At 53.9% G+C, this 24,193-nt stretch carries 22 protein-coding genes, 1 tRNA gene and 1 CRISPR repeat array (1 of these 24 cut by a window edge); of the genes, 18 read left to right on the forward strand and 5 right to left on the reverse strand.

Annotated elements, in window-relative coordinates; all coding sequences use genetic code 11:
- A CRISPR array of direct repeats spans nt 1-492; the repeat unit is 28 nt; unit sequence GTATTCCCCACACGTGTGGGGGTGATTC (it extends 1,184 nt beyond the left edge of the window).
- Between the two features lie 414 nt (nt 493-906).
- The 11 genes from deoC (at nt 907) to FD25_RS00195 (ending at nt 11,043) form a co-directional block, all read left to right on the forward strand.
- Nucleotides 907-1,596: a deoxyribose-phosphate aldolase gene (gene deoC, locus FD25_RS00145; RefSeq protein ID WP_057800573.1), complete on the forward strand. Its 690-nt coding sequence runs from the start codon at nt 907-909 to the stop codon at nt 1,594-1,596.
- 32 nt (nt 1,597-1,628) lie between these two features.
- On the forward strand, nt 1,629-2,816 hold the full coding sequence (locus FD25_RS00150; RefSeq protein ID WP_057800574.1) for a phosphopentomutase: 1,188 nt from the start codon (nt 1,629-1,631) through the stop codon (nt 2,814-2,816).
- Nucleotides 2,817-2,841: 25 nt separating this feature from the next.
- Entirely contained in the window at nt 2,842-3,546 is a 705-nt protein-coding gene (gene deoD, locus FD25_RS00155) for a purine-nucleoside phosphorylase (protein ID WP_057800575.1), read from the forward strand.
- A gap of 61 nt (nt 3,547-3,607) precedes the next feature.
- Nucleotides 3,608-4,558 (forward strand): sugar-binding transcriptional regulator, encoded by a 951-nt coding sequence (locus FD25_RS00160; protein ID WP_057800576.1) that lies wholly within the window; start codon nt 3,608-3,610, stop codon nt 4,556-4,558.
- A gap of 115 nt (nt 4,559-4,673) precedes the next feature.
- Nucleotides 4,674-5,972, forward strand: a complete 1,299-nt coding sequence (locus FD25_RS00165; protein ID WP_057800577.1) for a pyrimidine-nucleoside phosphorylase — start codon at nt 4,674-4,676, stop codon at nt 5,970-5,972.
- Between the two features lie 553 nt (nt 5,973-6,525).
- A complete protein-coding gene (locus FD25_RS00170; RefSeq protein ID WP_057800578.1) occupies nt 6,526-7,953 on the forward strand; it encodes a gamma-glutamylcysteine synthetase in 1,428 nt (475 codons plus the stop codon).
- Between the two features lie 18 nt (nt 7,954-7,971).
- On the forward strand, nt 7,972-8,856 hold the full coding sequence (locus FD25_RS00175) for a LysR family transcriptional regulator (protein WP_057800579.1): 885 nt from the start codon (nt 7,972-7,974) through the stop codon (nt 8,854-8,856).
- A 144-nt stretch (nt 8,857-9,000) separates the two neighbouring features.
- Nucleotides 9,001-9,537 carry a flavodoxin gene (locus FD25_RS00180; protein ID WP_057800580.1) on the forward strand — a complete coding sequence of 179 codons (537 nt, stop codon included), beginning with the start codon at nt 9,001-9,003 and terminating at the stop codon, nt 9,535-9,537.
- A 7-nt stretch (nt 9,538-9,544) separates the two neighbouring features.
- On the forward strand, nt 9,545-10,288 hold the full coding sequence (locus tag FD25_RS00185; RefSeq protein WP_057800581.1) for an SDR family oxidoreductase: 744 nt from the start codon (nt 9,545-9,547) through the stop codon (nt 10,286-10,288).
- 19 nt (nt 10,289-10,307) lie between these two features.
- Nucleotides 10,308-10,724: a cupin domain-containing protein gene (locus FD25_RS00190; protein WP_057800582.1), complete on the forward strand. Its 417-nt coding sequence runs from the start codon at nt 10,308-10,310 to the stop codon at nt 10,722-10,724.
- 1 nt (nt 10,725) lies between these two features.
- Nucleotides 10,726-11,043, forward strand: coding sequence for a carboxymuconolactone decarboxylase family protein (locus FD25_RS00195; protein ID WP_057800583.1), 318 nt, complete (start codon nt 10,726-10,728; stop codon nt 11,041-11,043).
- Between the two features lie 74 nt (nt 11,044-11,117).
- Here the strand turns inward: FD25_RS00195 and FD25_RS00200 are convergent, their stop codons facing one another.
- Nucleotides 11,118-12,017, reverse strand: coding sequence for a LysR family transcriptional regulator (locus FD25_RS00200; RefSeq protein ID WP_162256250.1), 900 nt, complete (start codon nt 12,015-12,017; stop codon nt 11,118-11,120).
- A 119-nt stretch (nt 12,018-12,136) separates the two neighbouring features.
- On the opposite strand from FD25_RS00200, the gene FD25_RS00205 reads away from it, so the two are divergent.
- Nucleotides 12,137-13,624, forward strand: a complete 1,488-nt coding sequence (locus tag FD25_RS00205; protein ID WP_057800585.1) for an FAD-dependent oxidoreductase — start codon at nt 12,137-12,139, stop codon at nt 13,622-13,624.
- Between the two features lie 73 nt (nt 13,625-13,697).
- On the opposite strand, the gene FD25_RS00210 is transcribed toward FD25_RS00205, so the two are convergent.
- From FD25_RS00210 to gntK, 3 genes are all read right to left on the reverse strand, one after another.
- The gene (locus tag FD25_RS00210) at nt 13,698-14,969 is read right to left on the reverse strand and encodes an APC family permease (RefSeq protein ID WP_057800627.1); all 1,272 of its coding nucleotides are present in this window, start codon (nt 14,967-14,969) and stop codon (nt 13,698-13,700) included.
- A gap of 308 nt (nt 14,970-15,277) precedes the next feature.
- Nucleotides 15,278-16,636 carry a gluconate:H+ symporter gene (locus FD25_RS00215; protein ID WP_057800586.1) on the reverse strand — a complete coding sequence of 453 codons (1,359 nt, stop codon included), beginning with the start codon at nt 16,634-16,636 and terminating at the stop codon, nt 15,278-15,280.
- A 175-nt stretch (nt 16,637-16,811) separates the two neighbouring features.
- A complete protein-coding gene (gntK, locus tag FD25_RS00220) occupies nt 16,812-18,365 on the reverse strand; it encodes a gluconokinase (RefSeq protein ID WP_057800587.1) in 1,554 nt (517 codons plus the stop codon).
- 313 nt (nt 18,366-18,678) lie between these two features.
- Here gntK and FD25_RS00225 point away from each other — a divergent pair, with 313 nt between their 5' ends.
- Nucleotides 18,679-19,548: a MurR/RpiR family transcriptional regulator gene (locus FD25_RS00225; protein WP_057731869.1), complete on the forward strand. Its 870-nt coding sequence runs from the start codon at nt 18,679-18,681 to the stop codon at nt 19,546-19,548.
- A gap of 52 nt (nt 19,549-19,600) precedes the next feature.
- Nucleotides 19,601-20,368 (forward strand): GH25 family lysozyme, encoded by a 768-nt coding sequence (locus FD25_RS00230; RefSeq protein WP_057800588.1) that lies wholly within the window; start codon nt 19,601-19,603, stop codon nt 20,366-20,368.
- Between the two features lie 130 nt (nt 20,369-20,498).
- Here FD25_RS00230 and FD25_RS00235 read toward each other — a convergent pair whose 3' ends face one another.
- On the reverse strand, nt 20,499-20,879 hold the full coding sequence (locus tag FD25_RS00235) for a DUF4828 domain-containing protein (protein WP_057800589.1): 381 nt from the start codon (nt 20,877-20,879) through the stop codon (nt 20,499-20,501).
- Between the two features lie 261 nt (nt 20,880-21,140).
- On the opposite strand from FD25_RS00235, the gene FD25_RS00240 reads away from it, so the two are divergent.
- From FD25_RS00240 to FD25_RS00255, 4 genes are all read left to right on the forward strand, one after another.
- The gene (locus FD25_RS00240) at nt 21,141-22,142 is read left to right on the forward strand and encodes a Gfo/Idh/MocA family protein (protein ID WP_057800590.1); all 1,002 of its coding nucleotides are present in this window, start codon (nt 21,141-21,143) and stop codon (nt 22,140-22,142) included.
- 18 nt (nt 22,143-22,160) lie between these two features.
- The gene (locus FD25_RS00245; RefSeq protein ID WP_057800591.1) at nt 22,161-23,540 is read left to right on the forward strand and encodes a DEAD/DEAH box helicase; all 1,380 of its coding nucleotides are present in this window, start codon (nt 22,161-22,163) and stop codon (nt 23,538-23,540) included.
- A 57-nt stretch (nt 23,541-23,597) separates the two neighbouring features.
- Nucleotides 23,598-23,670, forward strand: a tRNA-Arg gene (locus FD25_RS00250).
- A 70-nt stretch (nt 23,671-23,740) separates the two neighbouring features.
- Nucleotides 23,741-24,082, forward strand: coding sequence for a hypothetical protein (locus FD25_RS00255; protein WP_057800592.1), 342 nt, complete (start codon nt 23,741-23,743; stop codon nt 24,080-24,082).
- Nucleotides 24,083-24,193: the final 111 nt, after the last annotated feature.

Genomic DNA, 24,193 nt, shown 5'->3' on the forward strand with positions numbered 1-24,193 from the left:
TTCCTGGGTTATCCACTGTGGCTCTTTAGACGTTCAGTATTCCCCACACGTGTGGGGGTGATTCTACACGCATGGACAGAATGGTCGCTAAGGGTAAGTATTCCCCACACGTGTGGGGGTGATTCCATGTAAGACGATGTACAAGCGATGTGGACCGAGTATTCCCCACACGTGTGGGGGTGATTCCTGGGCGGGGTTATCAGCTAATCGTGTTAATGCGTATTCCCCACACGTGTGGGGGTGATTCTCATCGGGAACTAGTGCAAGCTCCCCGGACGGAAGTATTCCCCACACGTGTGGGGGTGATTCTGTTAACATCGTTTGAATCGGTTATTTGCATGTGTATTCCCCACACGTGTGGGGGTGATTCTCAACATTGATTAACGCGTCAAACCATTTCATGGTATTCCCCACACGTGTGGGGGTGATTCCATGTTCGGTGTCCTTTGCAGTTTCACCGGAAAGTATTCCCCACACGTGTGGGGATGATTCTTTTTTCTACATCGAATCGATTGCTCTGCCGGCGTGTTCCCCGTATGTAAAAATGGTCCATTTTAGAGGTTCTGGCACCACTGTTAAAGGTGGTGCCAGAATCTCTTTTTGGTTTGATCAAAACGTAGAAACGTTACGGATGGTTAATCAAAAGCAACCGCAATAAAAAAACTTTTTAAAAAATAAACTAACCCCAATCACTTTTTTACCTGGCAATTGGTGCTGCAAATTTCCCGTTAAGAATCCCGCACCATCAACGCTTATCGTGTGCAGGTAAACCGATAAACGTATGTAAAGAAGCTGTGAATTTATCCACAATTAGGTTCTGATTTGAACAGAATTTCAAGAAAGCGCTTTACAAACGTGCAAAAATTAGGTATATTATTGGTGACAAATGAAAGGGGTTTCATACTAATGACATTAACCACTGAACAACTCGCAAAATACATTGACCACACTAACTTGAAGGCAGACGCTACCGAAGCTTCCATTCGCCAAACCTGCGAAGAAGCCAAGCAATTTAACACCGCTTCCGTTTGTGTCAACTCTTACTGGATTCCGTTCGTTGCTGAGCAATTAAAAGACAGCACGGTGAACCCAATTGCCGTTGTCGGTTTCCCACTAGGGGCCATGGCTACGGAAAGTGAAATCTTCGAAGCCACCACGGCTATCGACCAAGGGGCCGAAGAAATCGACATGGTTTTGAACGTTGGCGAAATGAAGTCGGGTAACTTCGAGGTCGTTGAAGAAGATATCGAAGGCTTGGCTAACGCCGTTCACGCCAAGGGTAAATTGCTCAAGGTTATCTTGGAAACTTGCCTCCTGACTAAGGACGAAATCGTGAAGGCTTGCCAATTAAGTGAAAAGGCTGGCGCCGACTTTGTCAAGACGTCCACTGGGTTCTCTACGGCCGGTGCGAAGTTAGACGACGTGAAGTTGATGCGCGAAACGGTCGGTGACCGCTTAGGCGTTAAGGCTTCCGGTGGGATTCACAGCAAGGAAGAAGCTTTAGCCATGATCGATGCCGGCGCTAGTCGCTTAGGGGTTAGTGCAACGGTTGCAATCTTAACTGGTAAGCCAGCTGCTAAAAAAGCCGGTTACTAAAACATAATTTTCAGAAAGCGGGGCAATCAAGGATGAAATTTAAACGAATTTTTGGATTAGTCATGGACTCTGTTGGAACGGGCGCTGCGCCTGACTCCATTAAGTACGGTGATGAAGGGGCCGACACCATCGGCCACGTCGGCGAACACTTTGCGGGTAAGCTGGCATTGCCTAACTTAGCAAAGATGGGGATTTCTAACCTGCGCGATACGCCAATCGAAGGTGTTCCCGTGGCGGATGACCCCCACGCTTACTACGGCAAGATGCAAGAAATCTCTGCCGGTAAGGATTCCATGGACGGTCACTGGGAAATGATGGGCCTGCCCGTTCGTAAGGCGCTCAGCACGTTCCCGAACGGCTTCCCAGCCGACATCATTGATAAGTTGGAAAAGTTCTCCGGCCGCAAGGTGATTGGAAACCGGCCAGAATCCGGGACCAAGATCATCGCCGAACTCGGGGAACAACAGATGAAGACCGGGGACCTGATCGTTTACACGTCCGGAGATTCCGTTCTCCAGATTGCCGCGCACGAAGAGGTCATTCCGCTGGACGAACTTTACAAGATTTGTGAATACGCCCGCTCATTAGTGAATGGCCCCGAATACTTAGTGGGTCGGATTATCGCCCGGCCTTACGTGGGCCCCGATGCCCAACACTTTACCCGGACGGCTAACCGGCGCGACTTCACGTTGGAACCAACCGACAAAACCGACATGGATCGGTTGCAAGCCGCTGGCGTTCACGTCGTTGGTGTCGGTAAGATCAATGATATCTTCTCCGGCCACGGAATTGACGAAGGCTACCATAACGAAAGCAACATGGACGGGATGGACCACGTCGACCACGTGATGCAAGAAGACTTCACCGGTTTTTGCTTCATTAACTTGGTGGACTTCGATGCGATGTACGGTCACCGGCGGAACCCAGAAGGCTTTGGGAACGCGTTGATGGACTTCGATAAGCGTTTAGGCACCGTGATGGCCAACATGCACGACGATGATTTATTGATGATCACCGCCGATCACGGGAACGACCCAACTTACCGGGGAACCGACCACACCCGTGAATTCGTGCCGTTAGTGGTTTACTCACCAGGCTTCAAGCAGGGTGGCAGCCTCGGCATTCGGTCCCCATTCTCCGACTTTGGGGCCACGGTCTTGGATAACTTTGGTGTTAAGGGTAACAATGAAGGACACAGTTTCTTAGCGGATTTAAAGTAGGTCAACACTAAGGAGGAAACGAATCATGAGTAATCATTTGGAAGCGAAACAGGGCGACATTGCGGACACGGTCTTAATGCCAGGTGACCCGTTACGGGCCAAGTATATTGCGGAAACGTACTTAGACAATCCCGTTTGCTATAACAAAGTCCGGAACGCCTTCGGGTACACCGGGACCTACAAGGGTCACCGGATCTCCGTTCAAGGCACCGGGATGGGGATTCCTTCAATCTCCATTTACGCTCACGAATTGGTCACCGAATACGGTGCCAAGAAACTCTTCCGGGTGGGGACGTCCGGTGGGATGAGCCCCGACGTTCACGTCCGTGACGTGGTCTTAGCCCAAGCAGCCACGACCGATTCTTCCATTATCCACAACATCTTTGGTGGCGGCATCTACTACGCGCCAATCAGTGACTTCGGTCTGTTGGATAACGCCTACCACGCCGCTAAGGAATTGAACATTCCGGTCAAAGTTGGGAACGTCTTAGCCGAAGACCGGTTCTACAACGATGAAATGGACCGCAAAAAGTTGGTCGACTACGGTGTCATCGCGACCGAAATGGAATCCGCTGCGCTCTTCTTGATTGCCGCGAAGTACCACGTTAAGGCGATGTCCGTTCTAACCATTAGTAACCACCTGATTACCGGCGAATCGACGACGCCCGAAGAACGGGAAAAGTCTTTCGATGACATGATTAAAGTCGCCTTAGAAGCTGCCATTCGCTAGATCTATCGGTTAACCGTCATCCAGCGAGATGACCACCCTGAATCACGAAGGAGGCAATACCATGACCGAGACCACGGATCAACGGATCGCCCAAGGGCTAACCGTCGCGAAGCTGTATTATCAAGCGGACCAAAGTCAAAGTCAGATTGCCCAGCAACTTGGTATCTCTCGGCCCACGGTTTCACGGCTCTTACAATTTGCCCGCAAACAAGGCCTGGTCCGCATTCAGATTATTGATCCGGTTCAAGACGTGCAGACGCTCGAACAGGCGTTGACCGACGCCTACCACGTGGAAGTTCACGTGGTCCCGACACAGCTTACGGCAACCAACGAAGTCCTGAATACCGTCGGGCAGTACGCAGCCCGTTACCTCGAGAGCATCGTGGCGGAACACGATGTGATCGGGATTGGTTGGGGGAAAACGATCTACGCTATTGGTCAAAATTTACAACCCGACACCCTGACGGGGGTGGAGGTGATCCAGCTGAAGGGGAGTGTCAGTTACTCCACGGAGCATACTTACGCGTATGAAAGTATTGATGCCTTTGCCAATGCCTTTCACGCCATGCCCCAGTACCTGCCACTACCGGTGATTTTCGACCACCAACAAACTAAGGAATTGGTGGAAGCGGAACGCCATATTCAATACCTCTTACAGCTCGGAGAAAAGGCTAATATCGCAATCTATTCGGCGGGAACCGTCCGCAACACCGCACTGGTATTTCAATTAGGCTACCTCCAAGAAAAGGAGAAGCACTACCTGCAACAGCGCGCGGTGGGGGATATTTTCTCCCGGTACATCGATGAGAATGGTGAAATCGTCGATACCGAGTTGAATCAACGCACCATCGGCATTGAACTGGACAGCTTACGCCACAAGGAGCACTCAATCTTAGTGGCGGCGGGTGATGCCAAAGTTCCCGCGGTTCAAGCGGCCTTGCGGGGCGGGTATTCCAATTGCCTGATTATTGATCAACACGCAGCAGCAACCCTTTTAAAAGTAACGAAGTAAGCGACAGGGGCAGTTCGCCAGCCGACCGGCGGCGACTGCCTTTGCTGATTTCACGAGGAAAATGGACGGCGTCTGGCTTAAAGACGTCAATGACTAGAAATGGAGTGACTGAAGCATGAGAATGGTAGATATTATCGATAAGAAACGTAACGGCGGCGAATTAACCAAAGAAGAAATCCAAACCTTCGTTGATGGGGTCGTTTCCGGTGAAATTCCTGATTATCAAACCAGTGCCTTTCTAATGGCAACCTACTTCAAGGACATGACCGATGCGGAACGTTCCGAATTGACCATGGCCATGATGAAGTCCGGGGACCACTTGGACCTCTCAAGTATCGACGGCATCAAGGCCGACAAGCATTCGACCGGTGGGGTCGGTGATAAGACCAGTATCCCATTGGCTCCAATCGTGGCGGCCTTAGGGATTCCGGTACCCATGATTTCCGGCCGGGGCTTAGGTCATACCGGTGGCACCTTGGATAAATTGGAAGCGATTCCAGGCTACACGGTGGAAATTAGCGAAAAGGACTTCCTCAAGCAAGTTCAAGACGTGAAATGTGCCATCGTCGGTGCGACCGGGAACATTGCCCCGGCCGACAAGAAGATCTACGCCTTACGGGACGTGACCGACACGGTGGACTCCATTCCGTTGATTGCCAGCTCCATTATGAGTAAGAAGATTGCTTCTGGAACCGACGCCTTAGTCATTGACGTGAAGACCGGCTCCGGGGCCTTCATGAAGACCCTAGACGACTCCCGGGAATTAGCGCATGCCTTGGTTGAAATCGGCAAGGGTGTGGGCATGGACTGCATGGCCATCATCTCCGACATGAACCAACCCTTAGGGAACGCCATCGGGAACGCCTTGGAAATTAAAGAATCCATCGATATCTTGAAGGGCAACGGCCCGAAGGATATTACCGACTTAGTCTTGACCTTGGGTGCCCACATGGTGGTCATGGCCAAGAAGGCCGACAACTTGGACGACGCGCGGAAGATGTGTGAACAAACCATCACCGACGGCTCAGCTTTGAAGAAGTTTGGCGACATGGTCGCTGCTCAAGGCGGGGACCGTAACGTGGTCGATCACCCAGAAATCATGCCACAAGCCAAGTTCAAGATTGACTTGCCTGCGCAAAAGGCCGGAGTGGTCAGCAAGGTCGCAGCCGACGAGATGGGGATTGCTTCCATGTTACTCGGTGGTGGTCGGCAAAAGGCTGACGACCAGCTGGATTACGCGGTCGGCATCATGATGAACAAGAAGATCGGTGATCAAGTTAAGGAAGGCGACTCACTGTTGACCATCTACAGTGACCGCGAAGACGTGGACGATATCAAGAAGTTGTTGTACGACAACATCGAAATCAGCGACCACGCCGAACCCGTAACCTTGATCCATGAAACGATTCGGTAGAACTATGTCAAATCCTAGTTTGTAGGATAGGTAGGCTCAGCGCTTCCGGACCAGCCAGCAATGGGCTGGAACGGAGTGGGCACGGCTTCAAGCCTCCCAGACCGAGTCTTGAAGACCGACCTTGGTCTAAGTCGACTCAAAACGTCGGCTAAGACCAACGACACTCCTGAGCTCATTGCTGGCTGGTCCTTCAGCTCACACTAGAATGGATTGTAGTTTTAGTCGATTGTTCAGATTAAGTAGTATAGGGTTTTAAATTGAATAGGCACAAACCAAGAGACGATATCGGGACGAGTGTTCCGACGTCGTCTCTTTTTTCTGGGTTCAGATGCTGACTTTTTCAGACATCCCAGATGTAGTATCAACGTGCTAATGGTTAATCCCAAAATCACCCGATTTTAGGCCCTCGTTTTGCCCGTCAATGCGCTCGGCGCCCGTCAAAAATAAAAGTTGCGTTTTTCGCAAGAAATTTAAGCCAGATTAGTGACAGGACCGTCGCTTTTGGCTAAACTTTAGGTAAACGGGTTATTTGCAGTCAGGGGATGTTACCGCCATGCTGGAAAACTTATTAGCGGTTATTCGAGAAGAAAATTTATCAGAGCAACTTTACCATAGTTTAGTGGGCATTAAATTAACGGAGCACCGGGTCGACCAGCATGGTCACCTTAGCCGCCGTCCCCAACCGCACGCCTGGGCGAACCGAGCGGATCATCCGTACCTGCGTGAAGGCAAACGGCCCAGTCAGGTTACCTTGGTGACGGAACCCAATCCCAATATTGGGGGCATCCTGGATCGGTTAGACACCCTGCAAACGGTGGCGTACCGGTCACTGGAGGGTGACGATCGGATCTGGCCGTTGACCCTGCCACCCAAGATTGAAGCCGCCGAACTGGCCAGTGCCGGGGCGGGACATCAGACCGATTGGCTGACCGGGGTCAAAATCAGTTACAGCTTACCCGATCCCGTGATTCACCGGCTGTACAGTCATTACACGGCTGATTTCGATTCCGTGGTGGCCTTTAAGAATGAACTCTACTTTCGGGTCGCCCAGAACTTCGTGCGGTATCAATGGTTATTGACCTACCTGTTCGGCGCGACACCCATGGCCGAAAAGGGCTTTCTCGATACGTTGCCGGAGTTGCCCCAACGACCGGTGCGCAGCCTACGTTATTGCGGGGCACTCCCCGCGGGGACCCCGGTGACCTACACCTCTTTAGGAGCCCATCTAGGCGCGCTACAACGGTTGATTGCTGCCGGGGCTGCCGTGCCGGCCGGACCCGTGACCTTGAAGGGACAACCCACACCGCAGGACTTCTTGACCGGGGGGATTGGCTACCTGGAATTTAACGGGTTCGACAACACGCCGTTCACCGCTAACGGCGTCAGTCGTCACGCGTTATACTTCTTAAAGACCTTCATGATCTACCTGTTGGTGACGCCCTTACCAACGACTAACCTGGCGGCGGTCCTGACGGCGGCGCGACAACAAAACATTGCCGTGGCGTTGGAACAACCTGATCAACCCACCCAATTTCAGACGGCGGGCGAAGAGATCTTTCAGGCCATGAAGACCATGGCGCAGAAGTTGCACGCGCATACGGAGCAGTGGGGGGCCATCGACGATCTGGGCGAGGTCCTGACGCATCCGGAATTAACGCCGGCCGCTAAGATCATGACGCGAGTCGAACAGCACAGCCTGATGGATTACGGGTTGCGGGTCGCCAACGCCTGGCGCTATCAGCGGCTGAACAGCGTGGCGTTATTACCGGTCTACAAGGATTTGAATTTCCGGTGCCAGCACTTCATCTTAATGGCGATGCAGGCGGGCATTCAGTTCTACCAAGTCAAAGACGAGTTCGGTGCCGACTTGCTGATGTTTACCTATCAGGGGGTCACACAAGTCTTGCAGGAGCGCGACACGCAGACCAAGGATCCGCGTGCGCAGCTGAGAGAATTGTTCCCGGAACTCCCAGAATTTTAAGCTAAAGGAAGTGGCGGCGTGGAGCTACGGCTACTACGATATTTTTGGACGATAGCGGAAGAGGAAAATATTTCGCGCGCCGCGGAGATCCTACACGTGACGCAGCCGACGCTAAGTCGCCAATTAAAAGAATTAGAAACACAACTCGGTACGCCGTTATTCGAACGACAAAGTAAGGGGCTCGTGCTCACCGAGGCGGGGCTCTTTTTGAAGAGTCGGGCCGCCGAAATCTTACAGTTGACCCAGCAAACGGAGCAGGAATTTGCCAACCGTCAACAGCAGCTCTTTAGTGGCCACGTGGCGGTGGGGTGCGTCGAGGCCGATAACTCCGACACGTTGGCGATGATGTTGGAAGATTTCGTGAGCGACTACCCGCAGGTGACCTTTCACATCTTCAGCAGTGCCAGCGACATCATCACCGATCAACTGGACAAGGGCTTGATCGACCTGGCGATTTTACTGGAACCGGTCAACACCGATAAGTACGCGACGTTGACCTTGCCGCGGACTGAAACCTGGGGCCTGTTAGTGGCGGCCGATGCCTTTTTGGCCCAACAGGCCAGTGTGGCGCCCAGTGACCTCGCGGGGATGCCGTTGATGATTTCCAATCGACCGGAAGTACAGCGCTTGTTGACCGATTGGTCGGGGTTGACCCGCGAACAGCTCAATATCGTGGGCACCTATAACCTGAGTTTTAACGTCCTGCCGTTGGTGGCCCATCAGGTAGCTGCGGCGTTGATGATCGCCGGGGCGGTGACCAACCGCCAGCCGGCCGAGACGCGGTTCATTCCGCTCAAACCGGCCATTCAGACTAACTGTGTGTTGGTTTGGCGCAAGGATCGGGTGTTGACGCCGGTCGTGACCGAATTTATTCATTACTTTCAAGACGCGTTCGCGCATTAGGCGACGCGTTTTTTTGTCGAACCGAATTCGATATTGATATGCCTTAAAAGCATTAAAACAATATTAACAAGCATTAGACCTATATCAATTTTGGCCGTACACTAGGTTCTGTTATCAAGGCGCAACGTTGAAGGAGGTTTGCCGATGATCACGTTAATTGAATTTTCATCACCCGGGGAAACCCTGGTTCACGGTCAAACGCCGTTGGTTCGCGTGGGTCATACGGCACAGGTCGCCCGTTTATTGGGTGACCGCCTGAACGTTACGCCGGTAGCCCTGCAACCGCGAGTTGCCTACCCAATCAGTTATCCAGCGGTTTTGCACCGCGCCAAGTTGGAGTTAGCCGACCAAGCCCTACCGGCGATTCAACCACTAGACGCTGTGACCTTACAATCGCCCATCTGGTTTCTGGGTTACCCCATCTGGTTCGGCCACGTGCCGCGCGTAATCGCCACGCTACTTACCCAAACCACCCCGTCCCCGCGAATAATTTATCCGTTTGCGACGCACGAGGGTAGCGGTCTGGGGCAGAGTGTGGCCGACCTACAACGGTTGTGCCCCAGTGCGGTAGTGCAACCCGGTTTACCGATTCGCGGGTCGCGGGTCGCCCGCGCGGCCCCGGCCGTGGACCATTGGCTCCAACAGTATTTAGAAAACAATCCCACAACATTAAAGGAGTAATCTCTATATGACAGTTAAAGATAAAGTTATCGTGATTACCGGCGCGTCTTCCGGTATTGGTGAAGCCAGTGCCAAGCTCTTAGCCCAAAATGGGGCCAAGGTGGTCCTGGGGGCCCGGCGAGCAGACCGACTCCAAGCCATCGTTCAGGCCATTGAAGCGGCAGGGGGCCAAGCAACTTACCACGTGACCGACGTGACCAAGCCGACCGATGTTCAGGCCTTAGTTGACCACGCCAAAACGACCTTTGGCGGCTTAGACGTCATCTTCAACAACGCTGGTATCATGCCGAGTTCACCAATCAGTGCGTTACACATCGACGAATGGAACGCGATGATCGACATTAACTTGAAAGGGGTCCTCAACGGCGTAGCGGCTGTGATGCCGACCTTTACCGCCCAGAAACACGGGCAGATCATTACCACGTCGTCCGTTGCCGGTCTGAAGAGTTTTGCCGGCGCCGGGGTCTACGGGGCCACCAAGTTTGCCGTCCGTAATCTGATGGAAGTCATTCGGATGGAAAGTGCCCAGGAAGGCACCAACATCCGGACCGCTTCACTCTATCCGGCGGCCATTAACACTGAACTGTTGCACACGATTACCGACCAATCGACGGCGACCGGGATGCAACAATTCTACGACGCCGTGGGAATCACGCCGGACGCCGTTGCCCGGGTGGTTAACTTTGCGGTCGACCAACCCGAAGACGTGAACGTCAACGAATTTACGATTTACCCCACCAAACAAGCTTAATTTTAGGAGGAAAACAATCATGGCTAAAAACGAAAACATCAAGAACGGTATTTTTCCAATGGGTCCCAAGAACGACGCGTACGCGAAGTTCTTCACCGGTCAGAGTTACTTACAAGGCTTAGTGAACGACCCGAACGTGAGTGTCGGGGTCGGCAACGTGACCTTTGAACCCGGTTGCCGGAACAACTGGCACATCCACCACGACGGGTTTCAGATCTTACTGGTGACCGGTGGGGAAGGCTGGTACCAAGAAGCCGGCCAACCCGCCCGGCATTTGACGGCCGGTGACGTGGTCGTGACTCACGATGGCGTCAAGCACTGGCACGGGGCTACCAAGGATAGCTGGTTCTCCCACATTGCGATTACCGCGGGGACGCCAGAATGGCTCGAACCGGTTTCCGACGAAGAGTACGCCGCTGTGGAAGGGGATAAGTAAAATGGCCGAAAAACAAACTGCGGGTCGCGATAACCTGGGGGACTTTGCCCCAAAATTCGCCGAACTCAACGATGATGTGTTGTTTGGGGAAGTCTGGTCTCGCGAGGATCAACTGTCCGCCCGCGACCGGAGTCTGATCACGGTGGCTAGCCTGTTAACGCAGGGGGTGCCCCAATTAGAGGCTCACATGAAGATTGCCAAGCAACACGGGGTGACTAAGGACGAAATGGTTGAATTGATCACCCATCTGGCCTTTTACACCGGCTGGCCTAAGGCGTGGTCCGCGTTTGGCCTGGCGAAGGAAATCTACAAGGACTAGCATCGATCTTAAAAACAGCCCCCATCCAGAACCGACAGTTGTTGTCGGTCACCTGGATGGGGGCTATTTTTCGGTCAAGACCATAAGTCCTTCTTGGTTTTGACTGCGGTGGTCAGGTCGTGAATCACCGCGGGAAAGTAGGCTTCTTTCTTGGTAGTCCGCAGGTAGCTGACCCCGTAGTTGATGGGGATGGGAACGTCTAAGAAATTGTAGACCACGTCGGGATTCCCGGTATCGTAGGCCACACTAGGCACGATTCCCAGGCCGGCTCCCGAGGCCGCGTACATGGCACACTCCGCGATGTTGACAACCGGCGTGAGCGTAGCACTGGGCACCCGGTCGCGGATGAGCTGACTGACCTGGACCACGGACCGGACCGGTGGCTCACTGTTCCAAACCCACAGGTGTTGGTGCGCTAGCTGCTCTAAAGTGATCAGTGGTTGGGTGGCTAACGGATGTTGCCGTGGGACGATGACCGAGTAACGGGCCTGAAGCAATGGGGTAAAGGAAATTCGGGAATCGTGGCGGAAAAAATCTTCCTGCATCAACAGGAAGGTCGCTTCTTGCTGCAACAGGAGGTTTAGGCTGTCCGCGTACGCCGCGGGGGAGAAATTGATGAGGTGCACGGGCCGCTGGTGATGGGCCGCGAAGCGTTGAATGAACAGCGGCAGGAAGGCCCGCTCGAAGGGGATGATGGAGTGGGCCACGGTGATTGGGGTCGAGGCCTTCTGAGCGTAAATGTGTTCGATCACTGCGGTGAACTGGGCGTCCAGTTTTTGCACGTGCGTCCAGAGGTACTGGCCCTCGGGTGTTAGGTGTGTTTGGTGGGCCCGAACGGTGAGAATGGGGAATCCCAACTCATCTTCTAAGCGTTTGAGATTTTTAGAAACCGTTGATTGGGCGATGTAGAGCTTGGCGGCGGTTTGCGTGATACTGTGGGTCTGCCCCAGCGAGATGAGGCATTTAAGCTGCATTGAGTTCATTTTCAACATTCCATTTCGTCAACTTGACTTGCCGTTTAGTCTTCATCATACGCCAAGAAATGGCTTAATATCAAGGGTGTAAGCGATAACGGAAAAAGGAGTGGATCGTCATGGAAAATGCAGCATACGACGTCATCGTCGTGGGAGCCGCTAACGCGGGCGGTTTTGCCGCCGGGGCCGCCGCCGAAAAGGGCGCCAAGGTCTTGGTCATCGACAAGAAGGCCAACAGCGAATACCTCTACCGTAACACCATTGCGTCCGTGGACAGCCACGCGCAACAACGGGCCGGCGTTAAGATTGACAAACGTGAACTGGTCGAATTTCTCTCGGCCTTCGCACAGGATAACGTTGACCAACAACTTTTGTGGACTTGGGTGAACCACAGTGGTGAGGCCTTGGATTGGTTGGAAGAAAAGGTCTTAAAGCCCAACGGCGATCACCTTTACGCCACCGGGGACGCCTATTACGAAACCTTGATGAACAAGGCCTTTCCGTCCGGCAACGAGATCACGGCCGACGAAAAGGCCTGGGACTGGGGGTGGGGCAAGTACGTGATTGCCACCGACCAAGCCCTGGGAGTTGAGTTCCAGTACAATACCAAGCTGGAACATCTGCTGACCGACGCTCAGAATCGGGTCATCGGGGTGCAGGTCGAAGATACCGAGACCCACGCAGTCCGGGAGATTACCGCCAAGCAAGGGGTGATTCTGTGTACCGGGGGGTACGGCGCCAATGAGGCGTTGATGCAAAAGTGGGCCCCGACACTCCTGAAAAAGAACACCTACACGCAGAGCCCGCGCGACGACGGGTCCGGTCAAGTGGCCGCCCTTGAAGTCGGTGCGGCGCGTGACCTGGAGCCGGCCAGCATCATTTTCGACAGAGGGGCGGTCCCCGTGGGCACCAACATCGACGACTATTACGTTAAGGACTGGCAGAGTCACCAGTTCGTATTGGGGTCTTACCCGTTACTCAAGGTCAACCTGCGGGGCGAACGGTTCTTTAACGAAAGCGCGCCCTATCAGTTTGCCATGAATTCGTTGATGCACCAACCGGGACACCTGGAAGTTATGGTGTGGAACGCCAAGACCATGGATAACCTCAAGCAATTCCACACGTTGGGCTGCTCGCGGTTGGGGTGGCCGGGAATCTTCAGCACCGATGGCGAAAAGAAGTTGCTACAAGACTACCTTGACAAGGGTTACGTGCAACAGGCCGATAGTATCGCCGAGTTGGCCACCAAGATGCACCTACCGGTCGATCAATTGACCAAAACGGTCGCTCACTATAACGACCTCTGCGACGCGGGGAAGGATACCGACTTTGGCAAGGAAGCCTACCGGTTGTTCCCGGTCGACGAAGGACCGTACTACGCGGTGACCCTGGGTGGTATTTTATTGGCCACCCTAGATGGGTTGCACGTCAATTCGCAGATGCAAGTCCTCGACCAACACGAAGCCCCGATCGCCGGGTTGTATGCCGCTGGTAACTGTGCCGGTGGCTTCTTCTGGGGCGCCTATCCCGACCGGGTGCCCGGATTGACCGCCAGTCATGCGGTGACCTTTGGCCGGTTAGCGGGCCAGTGTGTCGTCGACGCTTAAACTCAGTTAAAAAAAGGCGCAATGCCCGATCTCAGTTACGGATCAGGCGTTGCGCCTTTAGTGTCTATAATAATTAGTCGGTCGTTCGGCGGTGTTTTTGGTGCCAGAAGTAGACCGGCAGTCCCAGCGACGTCAGCACCAGGCCGGTCACGGCTAAGCCCGTTTCGGTGATCAGGGTGGTGACTAGGATAAAAATCCCACCCACTAAGGCAATCAGGGGAATCACGGGGTAACCGGGGACCCGGTACGGCCGGACCATCTCGGGTTCGCGGTGGCGGAGCTTAAAGACGGCCAGAAAAATCAAACAGTTGAAGACCCACATCACGAAGACCAGCATATCGGTCAACAGATCGAAGCTCCCCAAAAACATCATGATCAGGGCAATCCCCAGCTGGACCAGCCCCGCAAAGTAGGGCACATAAGTCCGGCGGGACAACCGGTGAAAGTACGTTGAGAACGGCAGACTGTCTTCTTCGGCCATGGCAAACGGGACCCGCATCCCGGTCATGGTATAGCCGTTGATGGCCCCGTAGACCGAGATCAGGATACCGATGGTGACCAATTTCCCGCCCATTTGACCGAATAGTCGCATGGCGGCGTCGGCGGCCGAGTTCTGGTTACCGGCAATCAGGTCGATCGGGAGGGTACGCAGAACCACTAAGTTAACGAGGGTGTAGACGACGGTAATCGCCGCTAATCCTAAGACGATGGCGCGGGGCAGGTCGCGTTCGGGTTTCTTCATTTCCCCGGCGATGTTACCGATGTTGATCCACCCGTCGTAAGCGAACATCGTCGCCAGTAAGCTCGACGCAAAGGCTTGCCCCCAGTTGAGGTGATCCCCGGTCGCGATGGGCCACAGGGGGATCGGCGTGTTGGCCGGCGCCATTAAGCCGAAAATCACGATGATGGCGATGGGGATTAATTTGAACACCAACGCCACGGATTGTAACCGGCCCGCGGCCCTGGCTCCCAGGAAGTTGATGGCGGTAATGCTCCCCCCACAAAGAATGGCGATGGGGAGTTGCCAGCCAGTGGCCAGGTGGAACAGGGCGATGAACTGCGTCCCAAACACGATGGATAACGCGGCGATGTTGGCGGGGTAGTAGACCAGAATTTGGGCCCAGCCCATCAAAAAGCCCACGGGCTTGCCGTAGGCGTATTCCAGGTAGCGCATGGCCCCACCGGTCTTGGGGATGGCCGCGGCTAATTCGGCACTGGTCAAACCGGCGCAGATGGTTAGCAGCCCGCCGAGGACCCAGGCCAGCAACGTCATGTTGGCGGAATGGTTGGCCGCCACCACGCTAGCAGTCTTGAAGAAGACCCCACCCCCGATGACCGTGCCCATCACGGTCGCCAGGGCGGTAAACGTTCCAATTTCGCGGCGTAGCGCCTTTGCCAAAATACGATGCCTCTTTTCTCTAAAATGACTGATTTAACCATTATAGCACGGAATTTCGACCGTTGGCTCCCGAAATCATCAACGGGTGCAATGTAACCGGATACAAACCAGTTGTGATAATGGGGACTGACCTTGCGGGGCCGTGGCTCGGAGGAAAGCCACCTCCGGACCAGTCGGTAACGAGTTTTAGACGACTTAAAAAGGACGCGGCCGGGGAGCCGCGTCCTGAAATATGGGTTAAGTTGGGAGGTCGACTAGTGAACGACCAAGCTCAGTAGTAGGACAATCACGATCCCGACCACCGAGATGACCGTTTCTAGCACGGTCCAGATGCTCAGCGTTTGTTTGACCGATAAATCGAAGTATTCCTTGAACATCCAGAACCCGGCATCGTTCACGTGCGAGGCCGCTAAGGACCCCGCTCCGATGGCCAGGACCATCAGTGCTGGTGCGACACCGGCTTGGGCCATCAACGGCGCCACGATACCGGCGGCGGTCAGGGCAGCCACGGTCGCAGACCCTAAGGCCACCCGGAGCACCACGGCCACTAACCAACCTAATAGGAGGGGTGACATGTTGGAGTTAACGAAGATTTTGGCCACTTCTTGGCCGACCCCACCGTCAATTAAGACCTGTTTGAAGGCCCCACCACCCCCGATGACCAGGAGCAGCATCGCGATGGATTTGACGGCATCTTCCAGGGTTTGCATGATGTCGGCCGTTTTCCGGTTACGCCGCCAGCCCATGGTGAACATGGCCACTAACAGTGAGATCAGCATAGCCATGGCGGGATCCCCAATCAGGGCCACAATCTGGTCGAGCATGGTGGCGTTCTTGGTCGGGGTCGCGCCGCCGTTAACGGTCATCTTGTAGATGGTGGTAATCGCCATTAAGATGACGGGGAAGAGCGACGTTAGGACGGACAGGCCGAAGCTGGGAGCGTCTTCCGGCTTAATGGTTTTGACCTCACCTAGTGAAGAGAGGTTCCCTTTACGCTCAAAAGCACTCGGGGCAAACTTGCGGGCAAGCTTGGTGAAAACTGGCCCGGCAATGATCGCCGCCGGAATCGCGACGATTAACCCCAGTAACAGTATTTCCCCGTCGTTGGCCTTTAAGACCGCGGCAATGGCGACCGGGGCCGGGTGTGGTGGTAAGAACCCGTGGGTCACGGATAGGGCGGCGGCCATCGGAATCCCTAAGTAGAGAATTGGAACGTTGGCTTCCAGTGCAATGGCGAAGACGATCGGAATCAATAACACCAACCCGACTTCGAAGAAGAGGGCGATCCCGATGATAAAGGACGCAAGCATAATGGCCACTTGGAGCCGTTGTTTACCGAATTTGTCAATTAAGGTCGTGGCAATCACGTTAGCCCCACCGGCGTCGGCCACTAAGCGACCCAGCATGGCACCGAACCCGAAGACCAGGGAGAGTTCTCCCAATTGGCTTCCAATCCCGGCTTCAATGGTGACCATGATCTTGGTCAGGTTCATGCCCAGCAGTAGCGCGGTCAGGACGGACGTCATAATCAGTGAGACGAACGTGTTGATCTTGAAACGAATAATGAGGACTAATAGAAAGATGACCCCAATTACAAGTGCAATTAATTCCATAAGAAGTAAGCCCTTTCATCTTAGATATTTTAAAAAGCTAGCACCCCTATACTAGCTTTCCGTTGAGCAGTTCATATTATACTTGATGGCACACAATTTGTATATTAAAGAACCTTCTTAACTTTCACAAAAGTAGCAGTTAAGAAGGTTCTTTTCAGAAACTATTGAGATTGGGTTATTTCTTTTGCGTGGTTTGTTGCGGGTGTTTCCGTTGGAATTCGGCAATGTTCTTGTATTCGGATTGTAATTGCCGACTTAACCGGATGTAAATTGGCACTAAGGTCCGGTAAGCTTCGAACGTGTCCGGGTTCGGGTGGTGGACGTTAGCCACCCCGATAAAGTTCTTGACCTGAGCCAAGTCGTCGATCAACCCTAACGAGTACATCCCCAACGTTGCGGCCCCTAAGGCCGTACCTTCGGGACTTTCGGGAATCGTCACGTCTTGTTCGAAGATGTCAGCTAACATTTGGCGCCAAAGCGCGGAGCGGGCGAACCCACCAGTTGCTTGGATGCTGGATGGCTTGCCGACCACTTCTTCTAAGGCCAACATCACGGTGTAAAGGTTGTAGACGATTCCTTCCAACGCAGCGCGGACCATGTGGGCCCGGGAGTGCGTCCGCGTCAGGCCAAAGAAGGAGCCCCGAGCGTTGGCGTCCCAGATAGGCGCCCGTTCGCCACCCAAGAAGGGGTGGAAGATCAAGCCGTCGGAACCGGCTGGAATCTTGGACGCGATTTCGGTCAGCAGGTCGTAAGAGTCGACCTTCATTTGTTCGGCCGTAATCTTTTCGGGGGCGAAGAGTTGATCCCGGACCCAACGGAAGACGATCCCCCCGTTGTTGACCGGTCCACCGACGACCCAACGGCCTTCGGAAAGGTAGTAACAGAAGACCCGGCCCTTAGGGTCAATCTTCGGCTTGTCGGTCACGACCCGCACGGCACCGGACGTTCCGATGGTGACGGCCACGACACCGGGATCGATGGCGTCGACCCCGAGGTTAGCCAACGGACCGTCGGAAGCACCCATGACAAACGGCGTGTTGGGATCCATCCCGATGACGCCGGCGTAGTCGGCCTTCATGCCGGAGATTTGATCCGTGGTGTCGACTAACTTAGGCAGTTGGTCGCGCGTAATGCCGGCCACCTGTAAGGCTTGGTCGTCCCAGTCCATCTTGAAGATGTTGAATAGCCCCGTGGCGTTAGCGATGGAGTAATCTTCTTGTAAGACGCCGAACAGCTTGTAGATCACGTATTCCTTGATGCCGACGAACCACCGTGCCTGTTTGAACAGATCGGGTTGTTCGTTTCGCAACCAAATTAACTTGCTGAGTGGCGTCATGGGATGAATTGGCGTCCCCGTCTTTTCGTATAGTTGTTTCCCCACACCGTTTTCTTTGAGTTCATCGGCGTATTGAACGGCCCGGTTGTCGGCCCAGGTGATGGCCCGCGTCAACGGTTGGTGGTTTTCATCCAATAAAATCAAACTGTGCATGGCAGCGGAGAAGGAAACCCCGTGCAGGGTGCCGTTCTTTAAGTCCGCCTTGCGCATGACCGTGGTGAGGCCGTCGATAATTGCGGAGAAGATTTCTTCTGGGTCTTCTTCCGCCATATCGGGAACATCTTGATAGAGGGGATACAGGTTATTGGAATAGCCTTGCATCTTACCATCGGTGTCATATAGTACCGTCTTAACACTGGTCGTTCCAATGTCGACGCCAATCATGTAGTCCATAAAACTCTTCCTTTCGTGGTAACTCGTTGAAGTCACAAGCGTTGTTACTTTAGTTAATGTTTGCGCCGAGTGAAAAATCACCGGCCCGCCGTCGAAAACCCGGGAAACACCAGCAAGAAAACGTTATCATGGATAGCGTACTGGGTCGCTTAGCGAAAAGCAAGCGTTATCCCTTCGTTTAACCTGGCTTAAGTGCCATTTTAGACAAAGAGGCCCCCGAAGGCAACGCTGTTTATTATATGTAAAAAAGTTTCACTTTTCAAGTAGGATGTTGTAAAATATTTACAAAAAGATTTTTAAACGAAGAAGGGTGATGGTGGTTATCGCACGTTCAGCATTGGGTAAGCTTCGCGGTAAGTATGACAGCTTGTCTACCACAGAAAAAAGGATTGCACAGCTGGCGCTCAACAGTCCGTCGACGGTCAGTGAGATGACCATCCGGGAACTGGCGAGTGCGGCGGGCGCGTCGACCGCGTCAATCTCGCGGTTCGTCAAACGATTGGGGTACGCCAACTACCGGGAATTTACCATGGAGCTGGCGCACGTGGTCGTAGTCGACGCCCAGGAAGGCGCTAAACTATTCAAGGAATTGGGTGAAGGGGACTCGTTGGGCGTGATTGCCAACAAGGTTTTTCACTCATCCATGGCTTCCTTAGAAGCTACCAACGATGCGTTGAGTGAAAACGACATCGCCCGGGCGGTGCTTAAGTTGATCAACGCCGGGACCGTCAACTTCTTCGGCCTGGGCGGGTCATCGATCGCCGCTTTGGACGGCTACCATAAGTTCGTGCGGACCTCGTTGAACGTGGCCTACCACCCCGACTACGATATTCAGCTGATGCAGGCGGCTAAGTTGACCGCTGACGATTGTGCCGTGGTGATCTCACACTCCGGCAAAAACTACGAAACCATTCAAATCGTCAAGGAATTAAAGGCTAACCACGTGCCCATCATCGGAATCACCAGCTACAGTGGGTCACCATTAGCCCGAGCGGCCACGGTAACCTTGTTGTCGTTGACCGACGAGATCAAGTACCGTTCCGAGGGGATGTATTCGTTGATTTCGCAAATTGCCATCCTGGATAGCCTGTTTATGATGACGGTTCTGCGCAGCTCATCTCGAACGCAACCCGTCCTGATGCACGTTCGGGACGTGATTGAACGAACCCGTGAAGAACCTTAAGGTTGTCATGGTATAATAGTCCAAAAGCGTGACGCGAGGATCGGTGACAACGGTGAAACGACAGGATTATCAACCAATTTATGAAAAACGCCGCCGACGTCAGCGACGTTGGCGCCGGCTGGGTGCCTTGGTCCTAACCTTAGTGGTCGTGGGCCTGGGCATCTGGGGCTGGCGCACCTGGCAGAGTTACCAGCAGGCCCGCCTGGCACGTTACCCGATTCACGGGGTGACCATCAACCAGGATAGCGGGTATCTGGATTTTCAACAATTGGCGAAAAACAATCAGTTTGTGTACATCCAGGCGACTTCCGGGGCGACTTATAGCGATAATGATTTTAGCAATAATTATTCGCGGGCCCAGGGCGCCGAGATTAAGGTCGGGGTCGTGCACACGTTTAGTTTTTCCACGTCGGCTTCACGACAGTTACACCACTTCAATCAGACGGTTGGCCGGCAGACCGGGACGTTACCGATCATGGTCGCGGTTAGTTACTACGATCAGTACAACAGCAGTAACCAAGATATGGCGGCGCAGGGACAGAAGTTAAAGAAAATCGTCACCGCGTTAGAAACGACTTACCAGCAAGGCGTAGTCATCTACGCCAACAAGACGGTCCTGACGCAGTTTGTCCGACCGGTCTTGCCAAATCAAGACGAATGGATGGCTGACGGGCACCTGGGCCACTATGACTCGCCGGTGCAATTAATCGAGTACAACGCGAGTGGTAAGCTCAGTCAAAACGGCCAGTCGCAGGCGGTCGGTTTCACGGTCTTTAACGGGACGCAGCGCCAATGGACGAAGTTTAGTCAGCAAAATTAAGGAACAGGTCACGTGTCCGGAACGAAAGCTCCGGACACGTTTTTTGTCCCGGTAATTTTCACCGGACGGTCGCCGATTAACCGGCGCTAAACCAAAAAGCCCGGAAGTTAAGTTCCGGGCTTGCGCTGGTTTAGTTGGTTGAAGTTGGCCCGTCGGCGGGATGAACTGTGTAGGTACAATCATCGGCTTCATCAAAAAATGAAATGGGCTGTTGTTCGTTGGCGTGAATCACCAGGTGATACCCAAACTTGTCTTGGAACGTCAGCTGATGGTCGTTTAGTTCTTGAACCCGAACCTCCAGCGAACGCCCATCGATGTGGACATCCAAATTCGGGCTGATCTCTAACCGGTGGTGCCGTTGATTGTGCGGATCCACGAACTGCCAGGTTCCCGCGTAGAAGAGCGGGGAGTCGTGACTCGACTGGCCCTGTTGTTTTTTACGCAACGAAAAGCCGCCGGTCAGCCCGGCTAGTAGTGAAATTCCAAACAACGCCAGTTCTCGACCTTTCACCGATAATCCCTCCTTTGACTTTATTAGCTGTCTTCAATATAACATTTTTTAAGAAAGAAGCCACGCAAAACCCCGCCAACTCCTGAGCATTTTTAGAAAAATATAAGGTGGTTGCTATGCCTATTCGGCGGGGACTGTTAGAATAAGGGGTAACAACTGATACGTGGTGTTCGGCCAGCTCATCAGCGCGAAGTGACCCTAGTTGTTAGACCCGGAATTGCCCGAACCTACCGCGTAACTTATGCATTGGAGGAATGACTCATGATTCGGATTGGAACAGTGGGGACGCATTGGATTACCCAGCAACTCGTCGAGGCCTTGGCCTTATCGCAACAGTACGAGTTAGCGGCGGTTTATTCCCGGCACGACCAAACGGCGCAAGCCTTTGCGGCGAAGAATCACGCCCAAGCGAGCTACACGGACTATGCCACGATGTTAAACGATGCCAACCTGGACGTGGTGTATTTGGCCTCGCCCAACAGTCTACACTTTCAACAGGCCTTGGCCGCGATTCGGCACGACATTTCGGTCATTGTCGAGAAACCGGCCGTTAGCAATCAGGGGGAAATGACGGCCTTGATGGCCGAACTGGCCAAGCACCCCCACGTGCGGTTATTAGAGGCCGCGCGAAACGTGCACACACCGAACTTCCACGCCCTAGAAAAGGCCGTGGCGGCGTTACCGACGGTGCAGGGCGCAACGTTGACTTATATGAAATATTCCTCGCGTTACGACAACGTGTTGGCGGGCGAGCGGCCCAACGTCTTCACCAAGGAATTTTCCGGTGGGGCGCTTCAAGACTTAGGCGTTTATCCCATCTATCTGGCCGTGGCATTGTTCGGCCAGCCGGCCAACGTGGCCTACTTCCCAACACTGGTCGCGACCGGTGCCGACGGGAAGGGGATTGCCATCTTGCGGTACGGGGACTTTGACGTGACGGTCAACTTTGGAAAGACCAGTAACGCCTACGCCTGGTCCGAAATCTACGGCTTGAAGGAAACGTTAGCCCTGGATAGTGCCGGCGAACTGACCCAGGTTAAAGCCTACGCCGCGGACGGTACCGCCGCAGACCTGACCCAACCCGATTTACCGAACCCGATGTTACCCGAAGTGACCGACTTTGCGCGCCTTTTACAGGATCCGGATGATGCGCAGAACGCCGCCGACTACCGCCGGTGGTTGCGGTGGAGTCAGCAGGTCAACCAGGTGCTGTACGATTTACGGGTCTCGGCCAACTTATATTTCCCAGCAGACGAAAACTAGTAAAGAAGAGGACCAATTATGTTAGAACAGTACCAAGCGCACTTTCGCACTTTAGGCTATGATGCTCCGACCGCAATCCAAGCGGCCGTTTACGGCCCCATGACCAGCGACCAGAACGTGTTGGGGTTAGCCCCGACCGGTTCCGGGAAGACCGTGGCCTTTACCTTACCGGCCTTAGCCAACCTGTTAGCGGGCGACGGCATTCAACTGATCGTGTTGGAACCGTCCCAGGAACTGGCGATTCAGACCAGCCGCGTGATGCGCGACTGGGCCAAGCTCCTTGATTTGAAGGTGGCTGCGTTGACCGGGGGTGCCAACGTTAAACGCCAAACGGAACGTTTGAAGAAACGACCCGAGGTCATCGTGGGAACGCCCGGTCGAATTTTAAATCTGATTCAAGACCACAAGCTAAAAATGCATTTAATTTCCCACATTATCGTGGATGAAGCCGATGACCTTTTGACCGGGGACACGTTGGAAACGGTCCGGGCGGTGGCCCAAGCCGCCCCCGCCGACAGTCAATTAAGCTTCTTCTCGGCGACGGATACGGCCATTTTAAGTGATCTCCCCAAGTGGTTCGGTCAAGAAGTCACCCGCATTGACGTGCGCCAACAGGACCAGACACAAGGCGTCGTCCGTCACGGCCTGTTACAGATCGGGATGGGGAAGCGCGACCAGATGTTGAAGCGCTTGTTAGCCCAGCCCAATTTCCGGGCCTTGGTCTTCTTTAAGCAGACCAACACCTTGAAGCACACGGCCACTAAGTTTTACCACGACCACGTGTCCGCCACCAGTCTGACCAGCGACTTGCGGCAGGTCCAACGGGAGAAGGCCTTACAGGACTTCCGGCAGGGCCGGATTCGCCTGTTACTGACCACGGACGTGGCCGCCCGGGGCCTCGACATCGCCAAGTTGCCGGCCGTGATCAACTATGATCTCCCCAGTACGGTCAACGAATACGTACACCGGGCGGGGCGGACCGGTCGGATGGGCGAACCCGGTCAGGTTATTAGCCTAGGGGACGACCACGATTTACGTGACCTGAAGAAGTTGTTGCGCGACACGGATTACCAACTCGTGCCGGTTTATTTCCAGGGTAAGCAATTAACCACGGAACGGCCGACCGCGACGAGTACGACCCCCGCCGTTCGAGCGGAGGGTCATCCGGCGCCGCGTCCGGCCGGAACGGTGGCGACCCAACCGGCGCACGAACACCTGACCCCGGCCGTCAAGGCGGGCAAGCAAGTTCCGGCTACGACGACTAAGGCGGGGGTGCCGACCGTGACGGCAGCACCCGTGTCGAAGAAGTCCAAACAAAAACACAAGAACCGGCATAACAAAAACAAGGGTATGCGGAAGAAGTGGCGTGATCGCGACGCCCAACACGACCAGGCCTAAAGTTTGCTTTACAATTCACGCAATCCGTGTCAGAATTAATTCACGGGTTGTGATTTTGGCCCTATAGCACAACTGGATAGGGCACTCGCCTCCTAAGCGAATGATCCCGGTTCGAGTCCGGGTGGGGCCAGTCAATTTAGAAGCTTCCTAACCGACGTGGGTTGGTAGGGGGCTTTTTTAGATTAAGGGAGGAATAACTCATGGCAACAGCTAGCGCGCTGAAAAGCGCCAGTCAGATTTTTGCGTCCAACGCGATTCATCAGGAGGCCAGTTTTTTAAACTCGACCTGGGCCTACGCCGACGATGCCAGTTTAGTGGCCCCGTTGGCCCAACTCGCTACGGAGTTTCCGGGGACCAACGTTTACACATTTGCAATTCGGGATTTCGACCGGTTAACGCAGGCGTACTTGAAGCAACTCTACAAGGAAACCAGTGCCGGGGCCGTGGGAGCCGCCGAATTTGTGGCGACCCACACCGTGATGATCGTGACGGGGAACCGCAACGGTCGCAACCGGCCCATCATTAATATTTTATTTCAGTAACTGGATGTCTCCCCCGTTATCGTTGGATGCGGGGGCTTTTTTATCCCGATTCATAGAAAAATTCAAAAAAACCATTTGACAAGTCTATCAAAGACTCGTAAACTCAGTGTC

The organism is Levilactobacillus acidifarinae DSM 19394 = JCM 15949, from assembly GCF_001434835.1.
Classification (GTDB): Bacteria; Bacillota; Bacilli; order Lactobacillales; family Lactobacillaceae; genus Levilactobacillus; species Levilactobacillus acidifarinae.

What these genes read in the sequence shown, in the direction of transcription:
- FD25_RS00200 (WP_162256250.1), bottom strand. Translation starts at nt 12,017, where the DNA reads ATGCAGCTTAAATGCCTCATCTCGCTGGGGCAGACCCACAGTATCACG.
- FD25_RS00215 (WP_057800586.1), bottom strand. Translation starts at nt 16,636, where the DNA reads ATGGAATTAATTGCACTTGTAATTGGGGTCATCTTTCTATTAGTCCTC.
- FD25_RS00205 (WP_057800585.1), top strand. Translation starts at nt 12,137, where the DNA reads ATGGAAAATGCAGCATACGACGTCATCGTCGTGGGAGCCGCTAACGCG.
- FD25_RS00180 (WP_057800580.1), top strand. Translation starts at nt 9,001, where the DNA reads ATGATCACGTTAATTGAATTTTCATCACCCGGGGAAACCCTGGTTCAC.
- FD25_RS00240 (WP_057800590.1), top strand. Translation starts at nt 21,141, where the DNA reads ATGATTCGGATTGGAACAGTGGGGACGCATTGGATTACCCAGCAACTC.
- gntK (WP_057800587.1), bottom strand. Translation starts at nt 18,365, where the DNA reads ATGGACTACATGATTGGCGTCGACATTGGAACGACCAGTGTTAAGACG.
- FD25_RS00165 (WP_057800577.1), top strand. Translation starts at nt 4,674, where the DNA reads ATGAGAATGGTAGATATTATCGATAAGAAACGTAACGGCGGCGAATTA.
- FD25_RS00225 (WP_057731869.1), top strand. Translation starts at nt 18,679, where the DNA reads ATGGTGGTTATCGCACGTTCAGCATTGGGTAAGCTTCGCGGTAAGTAT.
- deoC (WP_057800573.1), top strand. Translation starts at nt 907, where the DNA reads ATGACATTAACCACTGAACAACTCGCAAAATACATTGACCACACTAAC.
- FD25_RS00190 (WP_057800582.1), top strand. Translation starts at nt 10,308, where the DNA reads ATGGCTAAAAACGAAAACATCAAGAACGGTATTTTTCCAATGGGTCCC.
- FD25_RS00160 (WP_057800576.1), top strand. Translation starts at nt 3,608, where the DNA reads ATGACCGAGACCACGGATCAACGGATCGCCCAAGGGCTAACCGTCGCG.
- FD25_RS00185 (WP_057800581.1), top strand. Translation starts at nt 9,545, where the DNA reads ATGACAGTTAAAGATAAAGTTATCGTGATTACCGGCGCGTCTTCCGGT.
- FD25_RS00255 (WP_057800592.1), top strand. Translation starts at nt 23,741, where the DNA reads ATGGCAACAGCTAGCGCGCTGAAAAGCGCCAGTCAGATTTTTGCGTCC.
- FD25_RS00170 (WP_057800578.1), top strand. Translation starts at nt 6,526, where the DNA reads ATGCTGGAAAACTTATTAGCGGTTATTCGAGAAGAAAATTTATCAGAG.
- FD25_RS00210 (WP_057800627.1), bottom strand. Translation starts at nt 14,969, where the DNA reads ATGGGCACGGTCATCGGGGGTGGGGTCTTCTTCAAGACTGCTAGCGTG.
- FD25_RS00195 (WP_057800583.1), top strand. Translation starts at nt 10,726, where the DNA reads ATGGCCGAAAAACAAACTGCGGGTCGCGATAACCTGGGGGACTTTGCC.
- FD25_RS00245 (WP_057800591.1), top strand. Translation starts at nt 22,161, where the DNA reads ATGTTAGAACAGTACCAAGCGCACTTTCGCACTTTAGGCTATGATGCT.
- deoD (WP_057800575.1), top strand. Translation starts at nt 2,842, where the DNA reads ATGAGTAATCATTTGGAAGCGAAACAGGGCGACATTGCGGACACGGTC.
- FD25_RS00150 (WP_057800574.1), top strand. Translation starts at nt 1,629, where the DNA reads ATGAAATTTAAACGAATTTTTGGATTAGTCATGGACTCTGTTGGAACG.